20 protein-coding genes are annotated in these 18,541 nt (G+C 67.1%); 13 read left to right on the forward strand and 7 right to left on the reverse strand.

The window, feature by feature from the left end:
- Positions 1-35: 35 nt before the first annotated feature.
- From NV401_RS13490 to NV401_RS13525, 8 genes are all read left to right on the forward strand, one after another.
- Entirely contained in the window at positions 36-989 is a 954-nt protein-coding gene (locus NV401_RS13490; protein WP_261294962.1) for a winged helix-turn-helix transcriptional regulator, read from the forward strand.
- Between the two features lie 643 nt (positions 990-1,632).
- Positions 1,633-3,291 carry a ShlB/FhaC/HecB family hemolysin secretion/activation protein gene (locus NV401_RS13495; protein WP_261294963.1) on the forward strand — a complete coding sequence of 553 codons (1,659 nt, stop codon included), beginning with the start codon at positions 1,633-1,635 and terminating at the stop codon, positions 3,289-3,291.
- Positions 3,292-3,335: 44 nt separating this feature from the next.
- Entirely contained in the window at positions 3,336-5,831 is a 2,496-nt protein-coding gene (locus NV401_RS13500; protein ID WP_261294964.1) for a two-partner secretion domain-containing protein, read from the forward strand.
- 1 nt (position 5,832) lies between these two features.
- Complete coding sequence (locus NV401_RS13505) at positions 5,833-6,471, forward strand: L,D-transpeptidase (protein ID WP_261294965.1); 639 nt, start codon at positions 5,833-5,835, stop codon at positions 6,469-6,471.
- A gap of 69 nt (positions 6,472-6,540) precedes the next feature.
- Positions 6,541-6,987 carry a hypothetical protein gene (locus NV401_RS13510; protein ID WP_261294966.1) on the forward strand — a complete coding sequence of 149 codons (447 nt, stop codon included), beginning with the start codon at positions 6,541-6,543 and terminating at the stop codon, positions 6,985-6,987.
- An 83-nt stretch (positions 6,988-7,070) separates the two neighbouring features.
- Positions 7,071-7,613 (forward strand): (2Fe-2S)-binding protein, encoded by a 543-nt coding sequence (locus NV401_RS13515; RefSeq protein ID WP_261294967.1) that lies wholly within the window; start codon positions 7,071-7,073, stop codon positions 7,611-7,613.
- 110 nt (positions 7,614-7,723) lie between these two features.
- Positions 7,724-8,665 (forward strand): RcnB family protein, encoded by a 942-nt coding sequence (locus tag NV401_RS13520; RefSeq protein WP_261294968.1) that lies wholly within the window; start codon positions 7,724-7,726, stop codon positions 8,663-8,665.
- Between the two features lie 80 nt (positions 8,666-8,745).
- A complete protein-coding gene (locus NV401_RS13525) occupies positions 8,746-9,423 on the forward strand; it encodes a prolyl hydroxylase family protein (protein ID WP_261294969.1) in 678 nt (225 codons plus the stop codon).
- On the opposite strand, the gene NV401_RS13530 is transcribed toward NV401_RS13525, so the two are convergent.
- The 3 genes from NV401_RS13530 to NV401_RS13540 are packed head-to-tail and all read right to left on the reverse strand — an operon-like array spanning position 9,420 to position 11,705.
- Positions 9,420-10,286, reverse strand: a complete 867-nt coding sequence (locus tag NV401_RS13530; protein ID WP_261294970.1) for a 5'-methylthioadenosine/S-adenosylhomocysteine nucleosidase — start codon at positions 10,284-10,286, stop codon at positions 9,420-9,422. The genes NV401_RS13525 and NV401_RS13530 overlap by 4 nt on opposite strands.
- Before the next feature lie 51 nt (positions 10,287-10,337).
- The gene (locus NV401_RS13535) at positions 10,338-10,805 is read right to left on the reverse strand and encodes a group I truncated hemoglobin (RefSeq protein WP_261294971.1); all 468 of its coding nucleotides are present in this window, start codon (positions 10,803-10,805) and stop codon (positions 10,338-10,340) included.
- Between the two features lie 18 nt (positions 10,806-10,823).
- Positions 10,824-11,705 carry a DUF3034 family protein gene (locus NV401_RS13540; RefSeq protein ID WP_261294972.1) on the reverse strand — a complete coding sequence of 294 codons (882 nt, stop codon included), beginning with the start codon at positions 11,703-11,705 and terminating at the stop codon, positions 10,824-10,826.
- Between the two features lie 146 nt (positions 11,706-11,851).
- On the opposite strand from NV401_RS13540, the gene NV401_RS13545 reads away from it, so the two are divergent.
- The 4 genes from NV401_RS13545 (at position 11,852) to NV401_RS13560 (ending at position 16,441) form a co-directional block, all read left to right on the forward strand.
- Positions 11,852-12,403 carry a cupredoxin domain-containing protein gene (locus NV401_RS13545; protein ID WP_261294973.1) on the forward strand — a complete coding sequence of 184 codons (552 nt, stop codon included), beginning with the start codon at positions 11,852-11,854 and terminating at the stop codon, positions 12,401-12,403.
- Entirely contained in the window at positions 12,404-14,788 is a 2,385-nt protein-coding gene (locus NV401_RS13550; protein WP_261294974.1) for a bifunctional diguanylate cyclase/phosphodiesterase, read from the forward strand. It begins immediately after the preceding gene.
- 133 nt (positions 14,789-14,921) lie between these two features.
- Positions 14,922-15,446 carry a gamma carbonic anhydrase family protein gene (locus NV401_RS13555; protein ID WP_261294975.1) on the forward strand — a complete coding sequence of 175 codons (525 nt, stop codon included), beginning with the start codon at positions 14,922-14,924 and terminating at the stop codon, positions 15,444-15,446.
- 35 nt (positions 15,447-15,481) lie between these two features.
- The gene (locus NV401_RS13560) at positions 15,482-16,441 is read left to right on the forward strand and encodes an NAD(P)H-dependent flavin oxidoreductase (protein WP_261294976.1); all 960 of its coding nucleotides are present in this window, start codon (positions 15,482-15,484) and stop codon (positions 16,439-16,441) included.
- Here NV401_RS13560 and NV401_RS13565 read toward each other — a convergent pair.
- Positions 16,438-16,872, reverse strand: coding sequence for a DUF1465 family protein (locus NV401_RS13565; protein ID WP_261294977.1), 435 nt, complete (start codon positions 16,870-16,872; stop codon positions 16,438-16,440). The genes NV401_RS13560 and NV401_RS13565 overlap by 4 nt on opposite strands.
- A gap of 109 nt (positions 16,873-16,981) precedes the next feature.
- Entirely contained in the window at positions 16,982-17,179 is a 198-nt protein-coding gene (locus NV401_RS13570; protein ID WP_261294978.1) for a YdcH family protein, read from the reverse strand.
- Positions 17,180-17,354: 175 nt separating this feature from the next.
- On the opposite strand from NV401_RS13570, the gene NV401_RS13575 reads away from it, so the two are divergent.
- On the forward strand, positions 17,355-17,510 hold the full coding sequence (locus NV401_RS13575; protein ID WP_261294979.1) for a YdcH family protein: 156 nt from the start codon (positions 17,355-17,357) through the stop codon (positions 17,508-17,510).
- 46 nt (positions 17,511-17,556) lie between these two features.
- Here the strand turns inward: NV401_RS13575 and NV401_RS13580 are convergent, their stop codons facing one another.
- Positions 17,557-17,952, reverse strand: coding sequence for a PilZ domain-containing protein (locus NV401_RS13580; protein ID WP_261294980.1), 396 nt, complete (start codon positions 17,950-17,952; stop codon positions 17,557-17,559).
- A 93-nt stretch (positions 17,953-18,045) separates the two neighbouring features.
- Positions 18,046-18,507, reverse strand: a complete 462-nt coding sequence (gene dksA / locus NV401_RS13585) for an RNA polymerase-binding protein DksA (RefSeq protein ID WP_261294981.1) — start codon at positions 18,505-18,507, stop codon at positions 18,046-18,048.
- Between the last annotated feature and the right edge of the window lie 34 nt (positions 18,508-18,541).

Below are 18,541 nucleotides of genomic sequence, written 5' to 3' on the forward strand. Positions count from 1 at the left end.
TACGATGGCATGGCGTTACGGGGAAGAGGTGCTGGGTGGACGTAGCGGACGATATGACCGGGGCGACGAGCGGGACGGGGCACCGTCTGGCGTCCAGTTCGGCGCGGCGGGCGCTCGACATCCTGGGTGACCGCTGGACGCTGATGATCCTGCACTTGGCGTTCAAGCGCGTGCGGCGGTTCGACGATTTCCGTGCGCAGACCGGGATGGCGCGCAGCCTGCTCACCGATCGCCTGCGGCGCATGGAGCTGGCCGGCATCATCCGCCGCGAACGCTATCAGGAGCGTCCGCCGCGCGACGAATATCGCCTTACGCCAATGGGGCTCGATCTGTTCGGCGCGTCGCTGATGATCATCCGCTGGGAAAAGCGCTGGTTTTTCGATCCGCGCGTGGATGTGCATGCGCTGCGTCATTCCTGCGGCAATGTCTTCCTGCCGGAACTGCGCTGCACGACCTGCGGCGAGGAGGTCGTCGCGCGCGACGTGATCGTCGAGGACGGCCCGGGCGCCGGCATGGAACCGCCGCAAAAGGCCCGCGCCCAGCGTCGCTCGATCATCGACCGGGGCGATCTTGCGCCGCACGAACGGATGCTCGAACGCGCGATCGAAGTGATCGGCGATCGCTGGACCGCCCAGACCATCGCCTCCGCCTTCAGCGGAGTCCGCCGCTTCGGCGCGTTCGAGGCGGATCTTGGCGTAGCGCCCAACATCCTGACCGATCGCCTGACCCGCCTCGTCGATCTCGGAATCCTGAAAAAAGAGCCGTACCAGCAAAAACCCGCGCGGTTCGATTACCGGCTCACCCCGGAAGGGCTCGATCTGTTTCCGCTGATCGTCGAACTGATCCGCTGGGGCGATCGCTGGCTGTCGGGCACGGCCGGACCACCACAATTGTTGCGCCACCGCCCCTGTGGGACCCCGCTTGTCGCCGAGATACGATGCGATCACTGCCACCGTCCCGTTGACGCTCAGTCGACCGCGATCGGTTGAACACGCCCAACCGGCGGCGATCCCCCACCCCGACCACGGCTAATGAATGCCCATGGGCAGCAGCGCCCGCTGCCTCGAATGGCAAGTATCCGAGACCCGATCTAGCGCATGATCGAGGCCAGCTCCCGGAATCGATGCGGGCCACCGCAGCCTGTGTCAGCCGTCGATTTCCGGCAGCGAGCTGCCGGCAGAAACGCCATCGCGCTTCGACGAAGCCGTTTTGCTGACGCTTTAACTGCCCCGAACTTCCGCTTTGCCACGCTTGCTCCAACGCGATCGGGATCATGGCATGAACGGCCACTTCATCGGAATCCGTTAACAACAACCTAAGGATGCCTAAAATCCAGGAGGAATATTGTAAGGAATTAACCCGCCAAGTATCGATAGTTACCAAATGAAAATACGAGTAGTTCCTAACATATATCAATGTCCAAGATTATCTATGTCTTTTTGTTTCTAGGACGGAACAATAGATACACTTAAGCGCTTCCCGATTGAACGTACGAATATGCGCTCTTTGCATCCGACAGCGTTTGTTTTTCGTACCTCTCAAAAACGTCCGAAATCCGGAAATGATCGAGCTCGACGGCGCGTTGGCGTCTGGTCGGGCGTCGCACCTTTGCGACCGAACGGGGGCCTACCGATGAAAACTGGTTTCGTGACCATCGCGCTGCTGGCGACCGGCCAGGTGGCGACCGCGCAGCAAGTGCCCACCGCGGGCGCGCAGCTGCAGCAGATCCCGCCGGCGCTGGTGCTGCCGAAGACGGAACCGGAACTGACCGTCCAGACGCCGCCCGCCCCCGTCACCGATCCGGACGGCGCACGGATCCAGGTGTCGACGCTACGCGTCTCGGGCCAGACGCTGTTCGACGAGCCTACGCTAATCGCCGCCAGCGGCTTCGTCCCCGGCCGGGAAATGAACCTGGCCGAGCTGCGCACCGCCGCGGCCAACATCGCCGGCTATTACAAGGCCCGCGGTTACTTTCTCGCCCAGGCCTATCTGCCGTCGCAGGACGTCAAGGCCGGCGTGGTGACGATCGCCGTGATCGAGGGCCGCTACGGTGCGATCGCGATCGACGATGGCCCGCTGCACCCGGGCATCGCCGCGGCGGTGCTCAGCGGGTTGGACAGCGGCGACGTCATTGCCAACGCCCCGCTCGAGCGCCGCCTGCTGCTCCTGTCCGACATTCCCGGCGTGGTCGCGCGCGGCACGCTGTCGCCCGGCGCGGCAGTCGGCACCTCCGATCTGTCGGTCGAGCTCGCCCCCGGCCGCCGCATCGACGGCAGCATCGAGGCCGACAATGCCGGCAACCGCTATACCGGCGCGTATCGCGGCGGCGGCACGATCAATCTCAACAATGCCACCGGGCGCGGCGACATGCTCAGCCTGCGCGTGCTCGCCTCGACCAGCGGCCTGGCGTACGGCCGGGTCAGCTATCAGGCGCCGGTCGGCAATCTGACGCTGGGCGCGGCCTTTGCCTATTTCCGCTACGATCTCGGTCGCGAATTCAAGCGGCTGGATGCCAGCGGCGATGCGCAGATCGCCAGCCTGTACGCCAGCTATCCGCTGATCCGCTCGCGTCGCGCCAATCTCTACGCGGTCGGCAATCTCGACGCCAAATGGTTCGACGATCGCATCGATCTGGTGTCGACCCGCTCGCGCAAGGCGAGCCAGGTGGCGACGCTCGGCCTCAACGGCAACGAGCGCGATACGTTCGGCGGCGGCGGGGCGAGCAACTTCTCGCTCGGCGTCTCGCTCGGCAATCTTACCCTGCGCAGCCCGCTCGAGCGGGCGGCGGATGCGCTCACCGCGCGCAGCGACGGGCGTTTCGCCAAGCTGCAGGGCGGCTTTGCGCGCATCCAGTCGCTGGCCGGGCCGCTGTCGCTGTACGGCACGGTGCGCGGTCAGCTCGCGTTCGACAATCTCGATACGTCGGAAAAGATGGAATTGGGCGGCGCGTACGGCGTGCGCGCCTATCCCGAGGGCGAAGCCTATGGTGATACGGGATATATCGCCACGGGCGAGGTCCGGCTGATGGTCACCGATTGGGCGCGCAGCTTCCCCGGCCAGGTCCAGCTGTTCGGCTTCGTCGATGCCGGGCAGGTCGATTACGCGCATCGCCCGTGGTTTGCTGGCGCCAACACCGCCACGCGCAGCGGCTTCGGTGGCGGCGTGGCGTGGATGACGCCGGGCAATTTCACGCTGAAGGGCAGCTACGCCCGCAAGATCGGCGACACCGCCGCCACCTCGGCGCCGGATCGCGACGGTCGCTTCTGGTTCCAGGTCTCCAAGCTCTTCTGATCGCCTCCGCGCATCACCGGCACTCCCTTTTCAAGGATTTCGACATGAACGTCCTCCGCACCCGCCCTGCCCGCCTTTCTCCTGCCCGCCGCCTGCTGCTCGCCACGAGCGGTCTGGCCGGCGCCCTGTTGCTCGCCATCCCGGCCCAGGCGCAATCGCTGCCGACCAACGGCACCGTTGTGCAGGGTGCAGCCACGATGACCGGCTCGCCGACCAGCATGACGATCAACCAGTCGAGCCAGGCTGCCGTGATCAACTGGGACAGCTTCAACATCGCGCAGGGCAACAGCGTGACGTTCGTGCAGCCCAATAGCACGTCAGTCGCGCTCAACCGGGTGACCGGGCCCGATGCCTCGCAGATCTTCGGCAATCTCAACGCCAACGGCCAGGTATTCCTGGTCAACCCGAACGGCGTGCTGTTCGGTGCCACATCGCAGGTCAATGTCGGCGGGCTCGTCGCCTCGACGCGCGACATCGCCGATGCGGATTTCATGGCCGGCAAATATCGCTTCGCCGGCACCGGCAACGGCGCGGTGCTCAACCAGGGCACGATCAGCGCGGCAGATGGCGGCTATGTCGCCTTGCTCGGCGCCAAGGTCGGCAATGACGGCACGATCCAGGCGCGCTTCGGCACGGTGGCGCTGGCCGCCGGCAACGCGATGACCATGGATATTGCCGGTGACGGGCTGCTCAACGTCGTCGTCAACACCGGTGCGGTCGGCGCGCTGGCGCGCAACGGCGGGCTGATCCGCGCCGATGGCGGACACGTGCTGATGACCACCCAGGCCGCCGGCCAGTTGCTCGCCACCGTGGTCAACAATACCGGGGTGATCGAAGCGCGCACGATCGACACGCGCGGCGGCGATATCCGCCTGCTCGGCGACATGCAGAGCGGCACGCTGAACCTCAGCGGGACGCTCGATGCCAGCGCGCCCAATGGCGGCAGCGGCGGTTTCATCGAAACCTCCGCCGCGCACGTCAATATCTCCGACACGGCCCATGTCTCGACTCTGTCCCCCACTGGTCTCACCGGCACCTGGCTGATCGATCCGCAGGATTTCATCATCGGCGCGGGCGGCAATATCTCGGGCGCCACGCTGTCGGCGCTGCTGGTCACCAACAGCGTGACGATCAGTACGCTGCCGACCGGTGACGTGACCACGCCGGGTACGCCGCCGACCACCGAACTGGGCACCACGCTCTCCGGCAATGGCGACATCATCGTCAACGATGCAATCGCCTGGACCGCCAGCCCCAGCACCACGACGCTGCGCCTCAATGCGGTGCGCGACGTGATCATCAACAACTCGATCACCGCGACCAACGGCAATATCGTCGCCTGTTGCGGTCGCGACGTCACCGTAAATGCCGCGCTGACCACCACCAACGGCAGCATCCTGCTCAACGCCGGCCGCAACGTGAACGTGTTCCACGCCATGACCACGACCGACGGCAACATCGCGCTCTGTGCCGGTCATGACGTCAACATTGCCGCCGCCGTGACGCTGACCCGCGGCACCACGATCCCGTCGCAGAGCCTGGGCCTGCAATCCGGCCTGCTGATCATCGCCGGTGCCGATGGCACCGGTCCCGGTGTCGGCGGCGGCACATTGGTCGTCGCGCCGCTCACGCCGCCGATCACGGTGACCGGCCCGAATGCCGCGGTGGTGATCAACTACAACCCGGTCTCCTATGCCGCGCCGACCGACTTTGCCGGCTTCTTCACGCTGAGCCTCGGTGCTTCGGTGGTGCAGCGCATGCTGGTCTTCCCCGGCGGCACCAAGACTGCCGACGGATCGACCGCCGTGACGCTGAACGGGTTCAATTCGACCGCCACGTCCGGCCTGCCGGTCGGCGTCACGCTGGTCGCCGGGCCGAATGCCAGCGCGACGTTCGACAATGCCGATGCCAATGCCAATGTCGGCATTACTTTCAGCGGCTACAGTTTGGCGGGCGACAATGCCGGCCAATATGCGCTGGCCGGATCGTGCTGCGTCTCCACCTTCCGCACTACCGGGTCGATCATTGCCGCGGTCGTCGTGCCGCCGGTGGTGACACTCCCGGTGGTCACCCCGCCGGTCGTGGTCACGCCGCCCGTGGTGGTCACGCCGCCGGTCGTGACCCCGCCGGTGGTCACGCAACCCGAAGGCCCCAGCACCGGCACGCCCGGCGGGCCGACCGCCGGCTCGCCGTTGGGCAGCCCGATCATCGTTCCGCCAGGCACGACGCCGGGCGACCAGCCGGTGCCGCAACCTGGCACGCCGGTGTCGCCGGTGACGAGCGTCGTCCCGGGTGTCGGCGTCGTCGGGACGGGCGTGCTGGTGCCGACCGATCAGCTCGAGACGCTGACGCCGGGCGCGCCCTTCACGCCGAACCAGCCATTCGCCCCGAATGGTCCCAATGGGCCGAATGGTCCCAACGGGCCGAACACGGTAACGCCGAACGGCGAAGTCGTTCAGCCGACCGATACGGTCCCGGCGCCGGTCGTGCCGGCCCGGCCGATCGTGCCGAGCCGTCCGGCCAAGCAGGATCGCAACTGATATGATCCGCTCCGGGCTCATGCTGGGCATCCTGCTGAGCCTGGTCGTGACCGGTCCGGCGATCGCCGGGCCGGTCGCGGCGGACTTCGGTCGCGCCGCGCCGTCCGGCGACACGCGCCGGCTGGCCGATTGGGTGGTGCGCTCGCAGGACGCGCAGGGCCGCCCCTTCATCATTGTCGACAAGATCGGCGCGCGCGTCTTCGCCTTTGCGACCGACGGCACGCTGCGCGGCGACACGCCGGCGCTGCTCGGCCTGGCCGAGGGCGACGTATCGCCGCCCGGGATCGGTGATCGCAAGCTCGCCGATATCGGCCCGGCCGATCGGATCACCCCCGCCGGCCGCTTCGAGGCGTCGATGGGGCGGAACCTGGCGCACGACATCCTGTGGGTCGATTACGATGCGGCGATCTCGCTGCACCGCGTCGCCACCGGCAATGCCGCCGAACATCGCCTGACCCGCCTCGCCACGGCCTCGACCCGCGACAACCGCGTCTCCTACGGCTGCATCAACGTGCCGGTGGCGTTTTACGAAACGATCGTCGCGCCCCTGTTCCGGCCGGCCAACGGCGTGGTCTATGTGCTGCCGGAACGCCGCCCCTTTGCCGACCTGTTCGCCGCGGCGATCGCCCCGCCCCCCTGACGCCCCCCGTCATCCCAGAATTGCGCGCTGCGGCACGATGCCGACCCCCAAGCTATTGGAGCCGGGCGCATGCCCCCCATCCTGTCCACCCTCACCGCCCTCGCGATCGCCCTGGCGATCGCCGCGCCCGTCGCCGCGCAACAGCAACGCGTCGCCGCGGGCGAACTGCGCCTCGCCGGCTATGCCGCGTCGTGCGGACCGATCGAGACCAGCGTGATGCATTTCGACGATATCGCCGCCTCGGCCGGCAGCCTGATCTATCTCAACCCGCGCCTGTTCGCGATGCCGCGCGCGCAGCAGATGTTCTGGTACATGCACGAATGCGGCCACCAGATGTTCGGCCCGAGCGAACGGGCGGCGGATTGCTGGTCGGTGCGCCAGGGGCGGCAGCAGGGCTGGCTGACCTTCCGCGAATTCGAACGCCTGGAGAGCATCATTGGCAGCCTGCCCGGCGACGCCACCCATGCCAGCGGCCCGGTGCGCGCCGCCTTCATGCGGCAATGCTATGCCGGCTAGCGCCGCCCGACCCGAACGCTAACCGCTGGCCCGGCCGAAACGAACCGGTGGCCCGTGCCGCCGACCCGCGCTAGACCCGCGGCATGACCCGCTTCACCGTCAACAACAATCCGGTCGAATACCGCATGGACCCGCAGACGCCGCTGCTCTGGGCGTTGCGCGACGCGTCCAATCTCACCGGCGCCAAATATGGCTGCGGCAACGGCCAGTGCGGCGCCTGCACCGTCGATATCGACGGCCAGGCGGTGATGGCGTGCCAGACCGCGATCGGCGCGATCGAAGGCAGCTTCGTCACCACGATCGAAGGGCTGTCGCGGGAGCGCGATCATCCCGTGCAGCTCGCCTTCATCGCCGGCAACGTCCCGCAATGCGGCTTCTGCATCCCGGGCATGATCATGGCCGCGGCGGTGCTGCTCAAGCGTAACCGCAATCCGAGCGAGGACGACATCCGCGCCGGGATCACCAATCTGTGTCGCTGCGGCGTCTATCCGCGGATCATCGATGCCGTGCTGGATGCCGCCCGCGTGCAGCGCGGCGATGGCGAGATCGCGGTCGGTGCCCCGCCCGGCACCAGCCCGGCGGACGCCGCGCGCCGCGTGCCCGCTTTGGTGCCGCCGGCGGACTGATTCCTGTCGGATTGCTGACACATCAATTCAGCATCGCCTCATCCGCGAACGCGCACACCGCGTCTATCGACCGGGCGATCATTGCGCCGGCGTTTTCAAGGAAAACGTGCATGCGTACTTCTCTTCTCGCGGCGCTGATGGCCGCAACCGCATTGATCCCCGGCGCTGCGATGGCGCAGCGGGGCGATCGTGGCGACAATCCCGGCTGGCAGCGTGGCGCACGCCAGGTGCAGGACGGCGATCGCGCGCCCCGCGCCCGGCCGCAGAACGAAGCGCGCCCCGAGCGGCCCCAGGCTCAGCCGCAGGCTCAGCCGCAGGAGGTGCGCACCCCGCCCCCGTCCCAGCCTGACGCCCGCCCGCAGCCCGCCGATGGCGGCGGGCGCGGCGCGTGGCGCGGCAATGACGGCGGCCGCCCCCGTGATCGCGGCCAGGGTGGCTTCCAGCCGCGGCCCGTGATTCAGCCGGGCGTCGCGCCGCAACCCAACCGCGACCGCAACGGCGGCGTCGATCGCGGTGGCCCGCGCGGCCCCGATCGCACCGTAATTCGCGGCGATGACAATCGCGGCCAATGGCGCGGCAATGACGGGCGCGGCAACGCCGATCGCGGCCAGTGGCGCGGTAACGACAATCGCGGCGGCCAATGGCGTGGCAACGACAATCGCGGCAACGTCGATCGCGGCCAATGGCGGGGCAACGACAATCGCGGCGGGCAGTGGCGCGGCAATGACGGGCGTGGCGGCAACTGGAACCGCAACTGGCGCCAGGACAATCGCTACGACTGGAATCGCCGTCGCCAGTATAACCGCAACGCCTATCATCTGCCGCGCTATTACGCGCCGAGCGGCTGGCGCTACGGCTATCGCCGCTTCGATATCGGCTTCACGCTGAGCTCGCTGCTGTTCAACCAGAATTACTGGATCGGCGACGCGTCCTATTACGGCCTGCCGGAGGCCTATGGCGAGTATCGCTGGGTGCGCTATTACAACGATGCGCTGCTCGTCGATATCTATTCCGGCGAGGTGGTCGATACGGTGTACGATATCTTCTGGTAACGCAGACCGCATTTCCAGGGCCCGCCGGTGATCCGGCGGGCCTTGTTTTTTATGCCCGATGCAGCGATCTAGCCGTCGTCATGACAGCAACCCGCAAAGCCGGATCGCCCTCGCCGGTCCGCCAGCGCGCCGGCGAAGATGTCGCCCGCCGCCTCGCCGCCCATCCCGCGGTCAAGCGCGCCAATATCGATACCGCGCAGATCTATTCCTACCGCGATTTCTTGAGCGCCGCGCAATGTGCCGCGCTGGTGCGGCTGATCGATGCCAATCGCCGTCCCTCGACCCTGCTCAGCGAAAATCCCGATACGCAGTTCCGCACCAGCGAGAGTTGCGACATGGATCGCTGGTCGCCCGACGTCCGCCCGACCGACGAGGCGATCGCCGAGCTGCTCGGCATCGATCCGAGCAATGGCGAGACGATGCAGGGCCAGCGTTACGCGCCCGGCCAGCAATTCCGCGCGCATCACGATTATTTCCACGAAGGCGAAAGCTATTACGAAAAGGTCATTGAGGCCGGCGGGCAGCGCACCTGGACGGCGATGATCTATCTCAACGAGGTCGAGGAAGGCGGCGCGACCTGGTTTCCCCAGGCCGGCATCCGCATGGCGCCGCGGCGCGGCATGCTGCTCGCCTGGAACAACATGAACCCCGATGGCAGCCCGAACCTGGCCACGCTGCACGAAGGCATGCCGGTGGTGCGCGGCACCAAATATATCATCACCAAATGGTTTCGCGAACGCAGCTGGCTGCGCGCCTAGGCCGGCATCGCCGCCACGAAGGCGCGCACCAGATGCGCCGAGTTGGTCGCCGCGAGCGTCATGAAGGTCAGCATCTGATTGTCGCCGCTGTCCGCGCCGGCGAGATCGGAGACGCTGCGGAAGATCACGAAGCCGACGCTATTGGCATAGGCGACATGCGCCACGGCGGCGCTTTCCATATCCACCACGCGGGCTGAATAGACCGCGGCAAGATACTCGCGATAGGCGATATTGTCGACGAAGGCGGGGCCGCTGACGGCATTGCCGCCGGTCACGATGCGCGGCTGGTGCGGGAGATGGAAGCCACTGTCGCCGGGCAGATGCCGGTCGAGCATGAGCGTCGCGCCGACCGTGGCGGCGAGTGCGACGAGATCGGGATCTGCCATTAACCAGCGCCGCTCGGCGACCGGATCGTCGGCATTGCCGACCAGCACGTCGCGCGGAAACAGCGCGCCATGGCCCGGCAGATCGGTCCCGCCCGGCAGCCCGGTGGGCGGCGCAAAGCCGCTCGCAACTTGGCGCGCGATGGCCACTTCGCCATTCTGCCCCCATCGCGCCGGCACGCAGACATCGCCAACCGACAGTCCGGGATCGACCCCGCCGGCAATGCCGGAAAAGACGATCGCGCTCACCGCGAAGCGATCGATCAGCAATTGCGTGTTCATCGCCGCATTGACCATCGAGATGCCGCTCTGCATCAGCACCACCGCCTTGCCCGCCAGCGTGCCGGTCAGGATCGTCAGGCCATTAACACGGTGCTCGGCAGCATCCTCGACACTGTCGACCAGCGCCGCCCATTCCGGCGGAAAGGCGGTCATCACCGCGATGCGCGGCACGGAATCGAGCTTGTGGGCGATCGTCATGGGCCAGGCGATGCCGCGGAACGCCCGCCACGGCAACCGCGGCGGCGCGCGCTAGCGCACGACGGTGGTGCGTTTCATCGGCGCGAGCTTGGCGAGCAGCCGGTTCTGCGCCCAATAGGAGACTTTCTCGGCGTTCATCGCCTTCTGTAGATTATCCACCAACGCGTTGAAATCGGCGACCTGCAGGCCGAGATCCTTGTGCGACGACGCCATGTCGCGCCCGGTATAGGCGCAGCCGCCGCCGAGGATGTAGCAGAACTGCTCCTTCAGCGTGCGGCGCAGCCGGACCAGATCCTGCGCCTTGAAGATGTCCGAGATCCGCGGATCGGCGACATTGCGCGCGACGAGATCGTCGACCACGCGGTCGATCCCGGCGCGGCCGTGAAAGGCATCGAGCATGGCGTGGCCGGCAAACGGCTTGGCCCCGGCATTCGCGTCGCGCTGCACATAGGGCTCGACCGGATCCTCCTGCAGCGTCGCTTGCGGCGCCAGCAGGGCAGCGAGAAAGAGAGATATCACAGGGTGTTGGCTCCGAGTTTACAGGCTGCCTTGCAGCGACAGAAACAGCCCGCGCTGGTCCTGGACGGTCGCGATATCGCCGAGATCGGCATAGGCGGCGGTCACCGCGACGTTCTTCGATAGCGACCAGGCGGCGAACAGATCGGCGCCGTGCTGCTCGCGGGCGAACCCGAGATTGCTCGGCCGGGTGCGGAATTCCGCGCCGACCAGCAGGTTGCGCGCCAGCAGCACGCCGGCCGATCCCTCGAACTGCGGGCGATAGGCATCGCGGCGGTCGCCGCCGAAGCCGAGCAGGCCGAGCTGGTTGGCCTTGGTGACGCGCAGCGTCGCATCGAGCACTAGGCTGCGCGACAGGAGCACCTTGGTCGCCGCGACGTAGAAATCGGTGCCGGCAGTATGCCGTCCGCCGATCGCGCGGATCACCGCGCCGCGATTGGCCCGCTTGTGCTGCACGCCGATCGAAATCTGCGGCAGCAGCTTGTCCTGATCGTACACCGCATCGCCGATCACGCGCAGCTTGAGCCCGTAAATATCCTGCGCGAACGTGAAGCCCCGGCCGAGCCCGAGCGCTGCGCCGGCGGCGCGCGTGTCGAAGCGCTGCCGCGCATAGGACAGCTCGACCCGGTCCTTGATCCCGATCGCCACGCCCCCCGTGGTCAGATCGAAATCGGGCAAGGCGAGATAGGTGACATGCGCCTTGGCGCCGATCCCGTCCTTGGTCTCGTTGCCCGCGATCAACGACCAGGTCGCCAGCCCGCCGCCCGCCGCGCCTTCGACGCTGCTCACCCCGCCGGTGAGCAGCATCTTGCCGCCCGCGCGCATGTCGCGCGCCAGTGCCGGGCTGCTGGCGGCGAGGCTCAGCAGCGCCAGCGCACAGCGCAACAATAGGGAAGATGGCATGGCGTACTCCGGACGGCGTCGCGATCCATTTGACCGGGGTTGGTTACCGAGCCGTAAAAAGCCGATTCATCACTCGGCAACCGTACTCGGCTACGCGCCAACCTATGTTGTGCCGCTTGACCATCACTTTAGTAGCGTTTGTGCCGATGGCCGCGGGAGCCGCCCCCGCCAATATCGATGTCCGCGGTGCCGATGGACGGCCGCTGGCAGGCGCGATCGTGATGATCGATACGCCGCGGAAGCCGGCCGCGCCGATCAGGTTCACCTGGGGCACGACGATGGGCCAGCGCAACATCCAGTTCGATCCGCGCATCCTGATCGTGCCGGTCGGCTCGACCGTGACCTTCCCGAATTACGACAAGGTCCGCCACCAGGTCTATTCCTTCTCCAAGCCCAAGAAGTTCGATCTCAAGCTGTACGGCAAGGATCAATCGCGCAGCATCCTGTTCGACAGGCCGGGCGCGGTGACGGTGGGCTGCAACATCCACGATGCGATGAGCGGCGTGATCATGGTCGTCGACACGCCCTATGCGGCACAGACCGATGCGGCCGGCCATGCCGCGCTGTCCGGCGTGCCGGCCGGCGGCGCCACGGTCCGCGTCTGGCACCCCTCGATCCGCAGCAACGGCAACGTGCTGGCCCAGGCCGCGACGATCCCCGCCACCGGCTTCACCGCCAGCTATACCATCCGCCGCTAGATGCAGGCCGCCCCCGCTCTGGCGAACTGGCACGGCCTGTTCGATTTTCGCCATCTGCGCACGCGCATGACGGTGCTCTATGCGGCCCTGTTCGCGCTCGCGCTGCTGGTCGTGGCGGTCGTCGCGCAGGTCATGATTCGCGCCCATGCCGAACGCTCGGTCCGCGCGGAACTGGCCACCAGCGGCAGCGTGTACGATCGTATCTGGGCGCTGCGCGCGGCCTCGCTGTTCACCTCGGCCGACGTGCTGGCGCGCGATTTCGGTTTCCGCGCCGCCGTCGCCAGCGGCGACCGGCCGACGATCGTCTCGGCGGTGTCGAACCTGCGCGCGCGCGCCGGCGTCGCCAATGCCTTCGTCATCGACGGCACCGGCGCGGTGATGGGCGATGGCCCGGCGGATCTGCGCGCGACGCTCAGGACGCTGCCCGCCACGTTCGGCAACGGCCGCCACGATGCGGTGATCGCCACCGGCAGCGGCACCTATCGGCTGGTCGTCGCCCCGATCATGGCGCCGGTCGAGATCGGCCGCGTCGTCTTCGCCATTCCGCTCGACGCCGCCGAGATGCGCGCGCTGGAGCGCCTGTCGGCGATCCCGCTCAGCGCCACGATGCTGCACCGGCGCGCGGACGGCCATTGGGCGTCGCGCAGCGGCGCGAGCGTCGCCGATTCCTGGCCCAATTCCGGCATCGACCGCTTCGTCGACGGGACGATCGCGCGCGACGCGGCGACGCCCAAGACGCTCGATCTGGCCGGCGACCGTGCTTTTGCGCTGGCCATACCGCTGGCCGGCCGCGGCACCGCGCCCGAGGCGGCCTTGCTGCTCAGCTACCCGCTCGACACCGCCCTGGCCTCCTATCACTCGCTGCAGATCGGCATCGCGCTGGCCGGCGTGATGGGGCTGATCCTGATGCTGCTCGGCAGCCGGCGCCTGGCCAGCGGCATCGCCCGGCCGATCGCGGCGCTGGATGCCGCCGCCAAGGCGCTGGAGGAAGGATCGCGTGCCGAGCTCAAGGTCGAGGGATCGGACGAGATCGCCCGGCTGGCGGAAAGCTTCAACACCATGTCGGCCGGGATCCTCGAACGCGAGCATCGCATCACCCATCTCGCCTTCCACGATTCGCTGACCGGTCTGCCCAACCGCACCTTCTTCCGCCAGCAATTGGAAACGGCGATCACGCGCACGGCCAAGCTGAACGAGCGCGCCGCGGTGCTGTGCCTCGATCTCGACGGGTTCAAGGGCGTCAACGATACGCTCGGCCATCCGATCGGCGATGCGCTGCTGCGCCAGGTCGGGCTGATCCTCGACGATCTGGCCAGCGACGGCACCGTGTCGCGGCTCGGCGGCGACGAATTCGCCATCATCCTCGCCGGGCGCTGGGAGGATGATCGCCCGCGCGCGCTCGCGCAGACGATTCTCGATCGTTTTCGGCATCCGATTGCGGTCGATGAGCTGCACATCGCGAGTGCAGTCAGCATCGGCATAGCCGTAGCCCCCCACGACGGCCCCGATGGCGACGCGCTGCTGAAGAGCGCCGATCTGGCGCTGTACCGCGCCAAGCAGGACGGGCGCGGCGTATTCCGCTTCTTCGAGCCGGCGCTCGATGCCGCGGCGCGGCGGCGGCGGCAGTTGGAGCTCGATCTGCGCGAGGCGCTGTTCACCGGCCAGTTCCGGCTCAACTACCAGCCGATCTTCGATCTCGCGCGCGATCGCATCGGCTGTTTCGAAGCGCTGCTGCGCTGGCAGCACCCGAGCCGCGGCAATATCCCGCCGGCCGAATTCATCCCGGTTGCCGAGGAAACCGGGTTGATCGTCGCGATCGGCGAGTGGGTGATGCACGAGGCCTGCCGCCAGGCCGCGGCATGGCCGGCGCACGTGCGCGTGGCGGTCAACGTCTCGCCACTGCAGTTCCGCAACTCGGGCTTTTCCAATATCATCGTCCAGGCACTGACGCGCGGCGGCCTGTCCGCCGACCGGCTCGAAGTCGAGATCACCGAATCGGTGTTCCTCGATGGCGAGAACGGCGTGCTGCAGGTGCTGCATCAGCTGCGCGCGATGGGCGTCCGCATCGCGCTCGACGATTTCGGCACCGGCTATTCCTCGCTCAGCTATCTGCGCAGCTTCCCGTTCGACAAGATCAAGATCGACAAGTCGTTCGTCGATCTGGTCGCGCAGGACCCGAGTTCGGCAGCGATCGTCCACGCGATCGTCGATCTCGCCCGCGCGTTGAAGATGGAGACGACGGCGGAAGGCGTCGAGGATCGCGACCAGCTCAACGAACTGCGCGATCAGGGCTGTTCGAGCATTCAGGGCTTCTGGTTCAGTCGCCCGATCGAGGGCGACGCGGTGCTGGCGATGATCGCCGGGCCGATGTCGGCGGCGGCCTGACTCGGCCCTCCATCATCCTGCGCTTGTGTCGGCGTTCACCTGCCGTCATCTATCCCCCGGACGACGCCAGCGGGGCGGGTGATCGGGCCCGATCCTGAAGGGGTTCTGGAGCACGGGCCCTCGGGAGAATGTGATGCCGCAATATGAAATCGACGGTAAGCGTCCAACACTCGCCGCCGGCGCGTGGATCGCACCGAGCGCGGATCTGATCGGCGACGTGCAATTGGGCGAAGATGCCAATGTCTGGTTCGGCGCCGTGTTGCGCGGCGACAATACGCCGATCCTGGTCGGCGCGCGAAGCAATATCCAGGAAGGCGCGATGGGCCATTCCGATCCCGGCGCGCCCCTGACGATCGGGGCGGACTGCACGATCGGGCATCACGCGATCCTGCATGGCTGCCGGATCGAGGATCGCGTGCTGATCGGCATGGGCGCGATCGTGCTCAACCGCGCGGTGATTGCGGAAGGATCGATCGTCGGCGCCGGCGCGCTGGTGACCGAGGGCAAGACCTTTCCCCCGGGCAGCCTGATCGTCGGCAGCCCGGCGCGGGCGGTACGGCAGCTCGACGCGGCGGCGCAGGCGATGCTGACGGTCTCCGCGGCACATTATGTCGAAAAGGCCCATGCCGCGGCGGCCGGGCTGAAGCGGATCGACTGACTGGACAGCGGATTGGGTTGCGCTATGAAACGTACATGACCTTACCCGCGATCCTGCAAAACCTGCGGCTGCCGATCATCGGTTCGCCGCTGTTCATCATCTCCGGCCCGGAGCTGGTCATCGCCCAGTGCAAGGCGGGGATCGTCGGCTCGTTCCCGGCGCTCAACGCGCGGCCGCAGGCCGAGCTCGACGAGTGGCTGCATCGCATCACCGAGGAGCTCAGCGCCTGGAACCGCGCAAATCCGGATCGTCCGGCTGCGCCGTTCGCGGTCAATCAGATCGTGCACCGTTCGAACGAGCGGCTGGAGGCCGATTTGGCGACCTGCGCCAAATGGCAGGTACCGATCGTGATCACCTCATTGGGCGCGCGCGAGGACCTCAACACCGCGGTCCATGGCTGGGGCGGCATCACGCTGCACGACGTGATCGATGATCGCTTCGCGCGCAAGGCAGTCGAAAAGGGTGCCGACGGGCTGATCGCGGTCGCGGCGGGCGCCGGCGGCCATGCCGGGCGGCTGTCGCCGTTCGCGCTGATCCAGGAAATCCGCCAGTGGTTCGCCGGGCCGCTGGCGCTGTCGGGGTCGATCGCGACCGGCGATGCGGTACTGGCGGCGCTCGCGATGGGCGCCGACCTGGCCTATATCGGCTCGCCGTTCATCGCCACGACCGAGGCCAATGCCGATGGCGCGTACAAGGATTCGATCGTCGCCTCGAAGGCGGCGGACATCGTCTATTCCAACCTGTTCACTGGCGTGCACGGCAATTACCTGCGCAGCTCGATCGTAGCGTCGGGGATGGATCCGGACAATCTGCCCGAGGGCGATCTGAAGACGATGGATTTCGGCACCGGCAACGGCAGCAAGCCGAAGGCGTGGAAGGATATCTGGGGATCGGGCCAGGGGATCGGCGCGGTTACCGAGATCGAAAGCGTCGCCTCGCGGGTCGATCGGATGGAGCGCGAATATCGCGCGGCGCGGGCGCGGCTCGCCGTCTAGAAGGCCAGCGCCAGTCGGTCGAGCATCGAGCGCGCCGGGCTGGTCACGGCGCTCGCCTGCGCCTGCGACTGATCAAGCCGCTCGACGCGGCGATACAGGTCGACGCTGGAATCGATGAGCTGCCTCGCATGGCGCGGCATCGCAGCGATCGACTCGGGCTCGCTGACCGGCGCGGGGCCTAGCCGCCGCGACGGATCGAGCGCATCGCGCAGCGGCAGCTCGCCGCTTTCCACCGCGCGCTGCGTGAGCAACCAGGCGATGACGTGCATCAGCCGTGTCGTCACTTTGAGCGACTCGCACGAAAAGGACACGCGCGCCATCGGGCCGAGCAGTTCGCGCTCGAGCCGGCCGGTCTCGTCGAAATAGCCGCGCGCTTCATCCGCCAGAAGCATGGCATCGACGTACAGCATGTCGATCAACCTGCGTTGCATTCGTAATCCCGTGTCGAGCCCCCGCATGGGAGCAACGCATGACATAGCGTCGGACTCGGCAACAGTCCCGCGATCAGAACAATTTTACCAGAATATGTCCCAATTCGGATCAGGCGATGATGTCCGGGACAAGCTGGTCCTCGAGCATGCTGATCTCGTCGCGCAGCCGCAGCTTGCGCTTCTTGAGGCGCGCGAGCTGCAACTGATCGGTCGATCCCGACTCGACCAGCGCGGCGATCGCGGAGTCGAGATCGCGATGCTCCGTGCGCACGATGTCGAGCCGTTTGGCAATCTGCGTATCGTCCATCGGTCCCCCGTCTCGCGCGCATCGTAGCGCATCGCGGGGCGGTGGCGAGCCCGCAAAACGGTCTGGCGCGAAAAACCGCTCGTACCGTCGATTGAGCCCCAATCGGAGGGAGACAATTAACTTATGCTATGTTTCATTCAGTCCCCCGCACAGACACTGAAGGAGGATTGCTTCGATGCAGACCGCACATTTGTCAGCCCTTGAAGCCAAGCATGCCGGCCTCGACCGCAAGATCGCCGCCGAAGCCCAGCGCCCCCTGCCCGATACCGCGGCGCTCGCCGCACTGAAGAAACAGAAGCTCCGCCTGAAAGAGGAAATGACCGCGCAATAGCCCGGCTCGGCGCCTCGCACGGGACGTCCCGTGCGAGGCCAGCGCCCTAGCGCTTGGGCAGACGCGGCTTGACCAGTACCGGGGCCGGCCGAAACCCTGCCGCCTTGGCGCCGCCACTGACCGGCTTGCGCGCCAGCATCGGATCGATTGGACTGACGAACGCCACGCCGATTCGCCCGGCTGCGGACCAGGCGACGTGACCGGATACCCAGCCAACCCCGCGGACATCGACCTCGACGGTCAGCCCCTGCTCCAGCCCTGCCGGATATTCCGCCATCAGCCCGCCGGCGGAAAGGTTACGGACGCGGACGGGCTGCACCTTGTCGCTGTCGCCGACGCGGAAATCGGCCATCAGGAACAGGCTGTCGCGTGCCTCGTGCCGGTTGCGCGCAGTGTCGTCGGCCGCCTGGCCAGCGAAAGGATCGTGGGTAAACTGGTCCATTTGAATGCTCGAGCCGACCTCCGTTCGGCATGCGATACACCCGAAATGCTACCCAATGGTTTACCGCACCCGCGCCGCGCGGGCGCGATGCGATCAATCCTCGCGCGAGACCTTCTCGTTCCGCTCGTGTCGCTCCTGCGCCTCGACCGTCATCGTCGCGATTGGTCGCGCCTCGAGCCGTGCCAGGCTGATCGGCTCGCCGGTCACCTCGCAATAGCCGTATTCGCCCTCTTCGAGCCGGCGGATCGCCGCGTCGATTTTCGAGATCAGCTTGCGTTGCCGATCGCGCGTGCGCAGTTCGATCGACCAGTCGGTTTCGCTCGACGCGCGGTCGGTGAGATCCGCCTCGCGCAGGGAATCGACCTGCAGTTGCGACAGCGTGCCCGCCGCCTCGCGCAGGATCGCATCCTTCCAGGCCAGCAGCTTTTCGCGGAAATATTGCTGCTGCCGCAGATTCATGAATTCTTCGTTGGCGCTGGGACGATAGCCGCCCGCATCATGGGCCGGAGCCACCGCCTTTTCGGATTCGTCCAATCGATTCAAGACCGTCGCCATCCCACTCTCCCCGACAGTGAAGCGGGCGCTTGTG

The organism is Sphingomonas hylomeconis (assembly GCF_025370105.1).
GTDB lineage: Bacteria > Pseudomonadota > Alphaproteobacteria > Sphingomonadales > Sphingomonadaceae > Sphingomonas > Sphingomonas hylomeconis.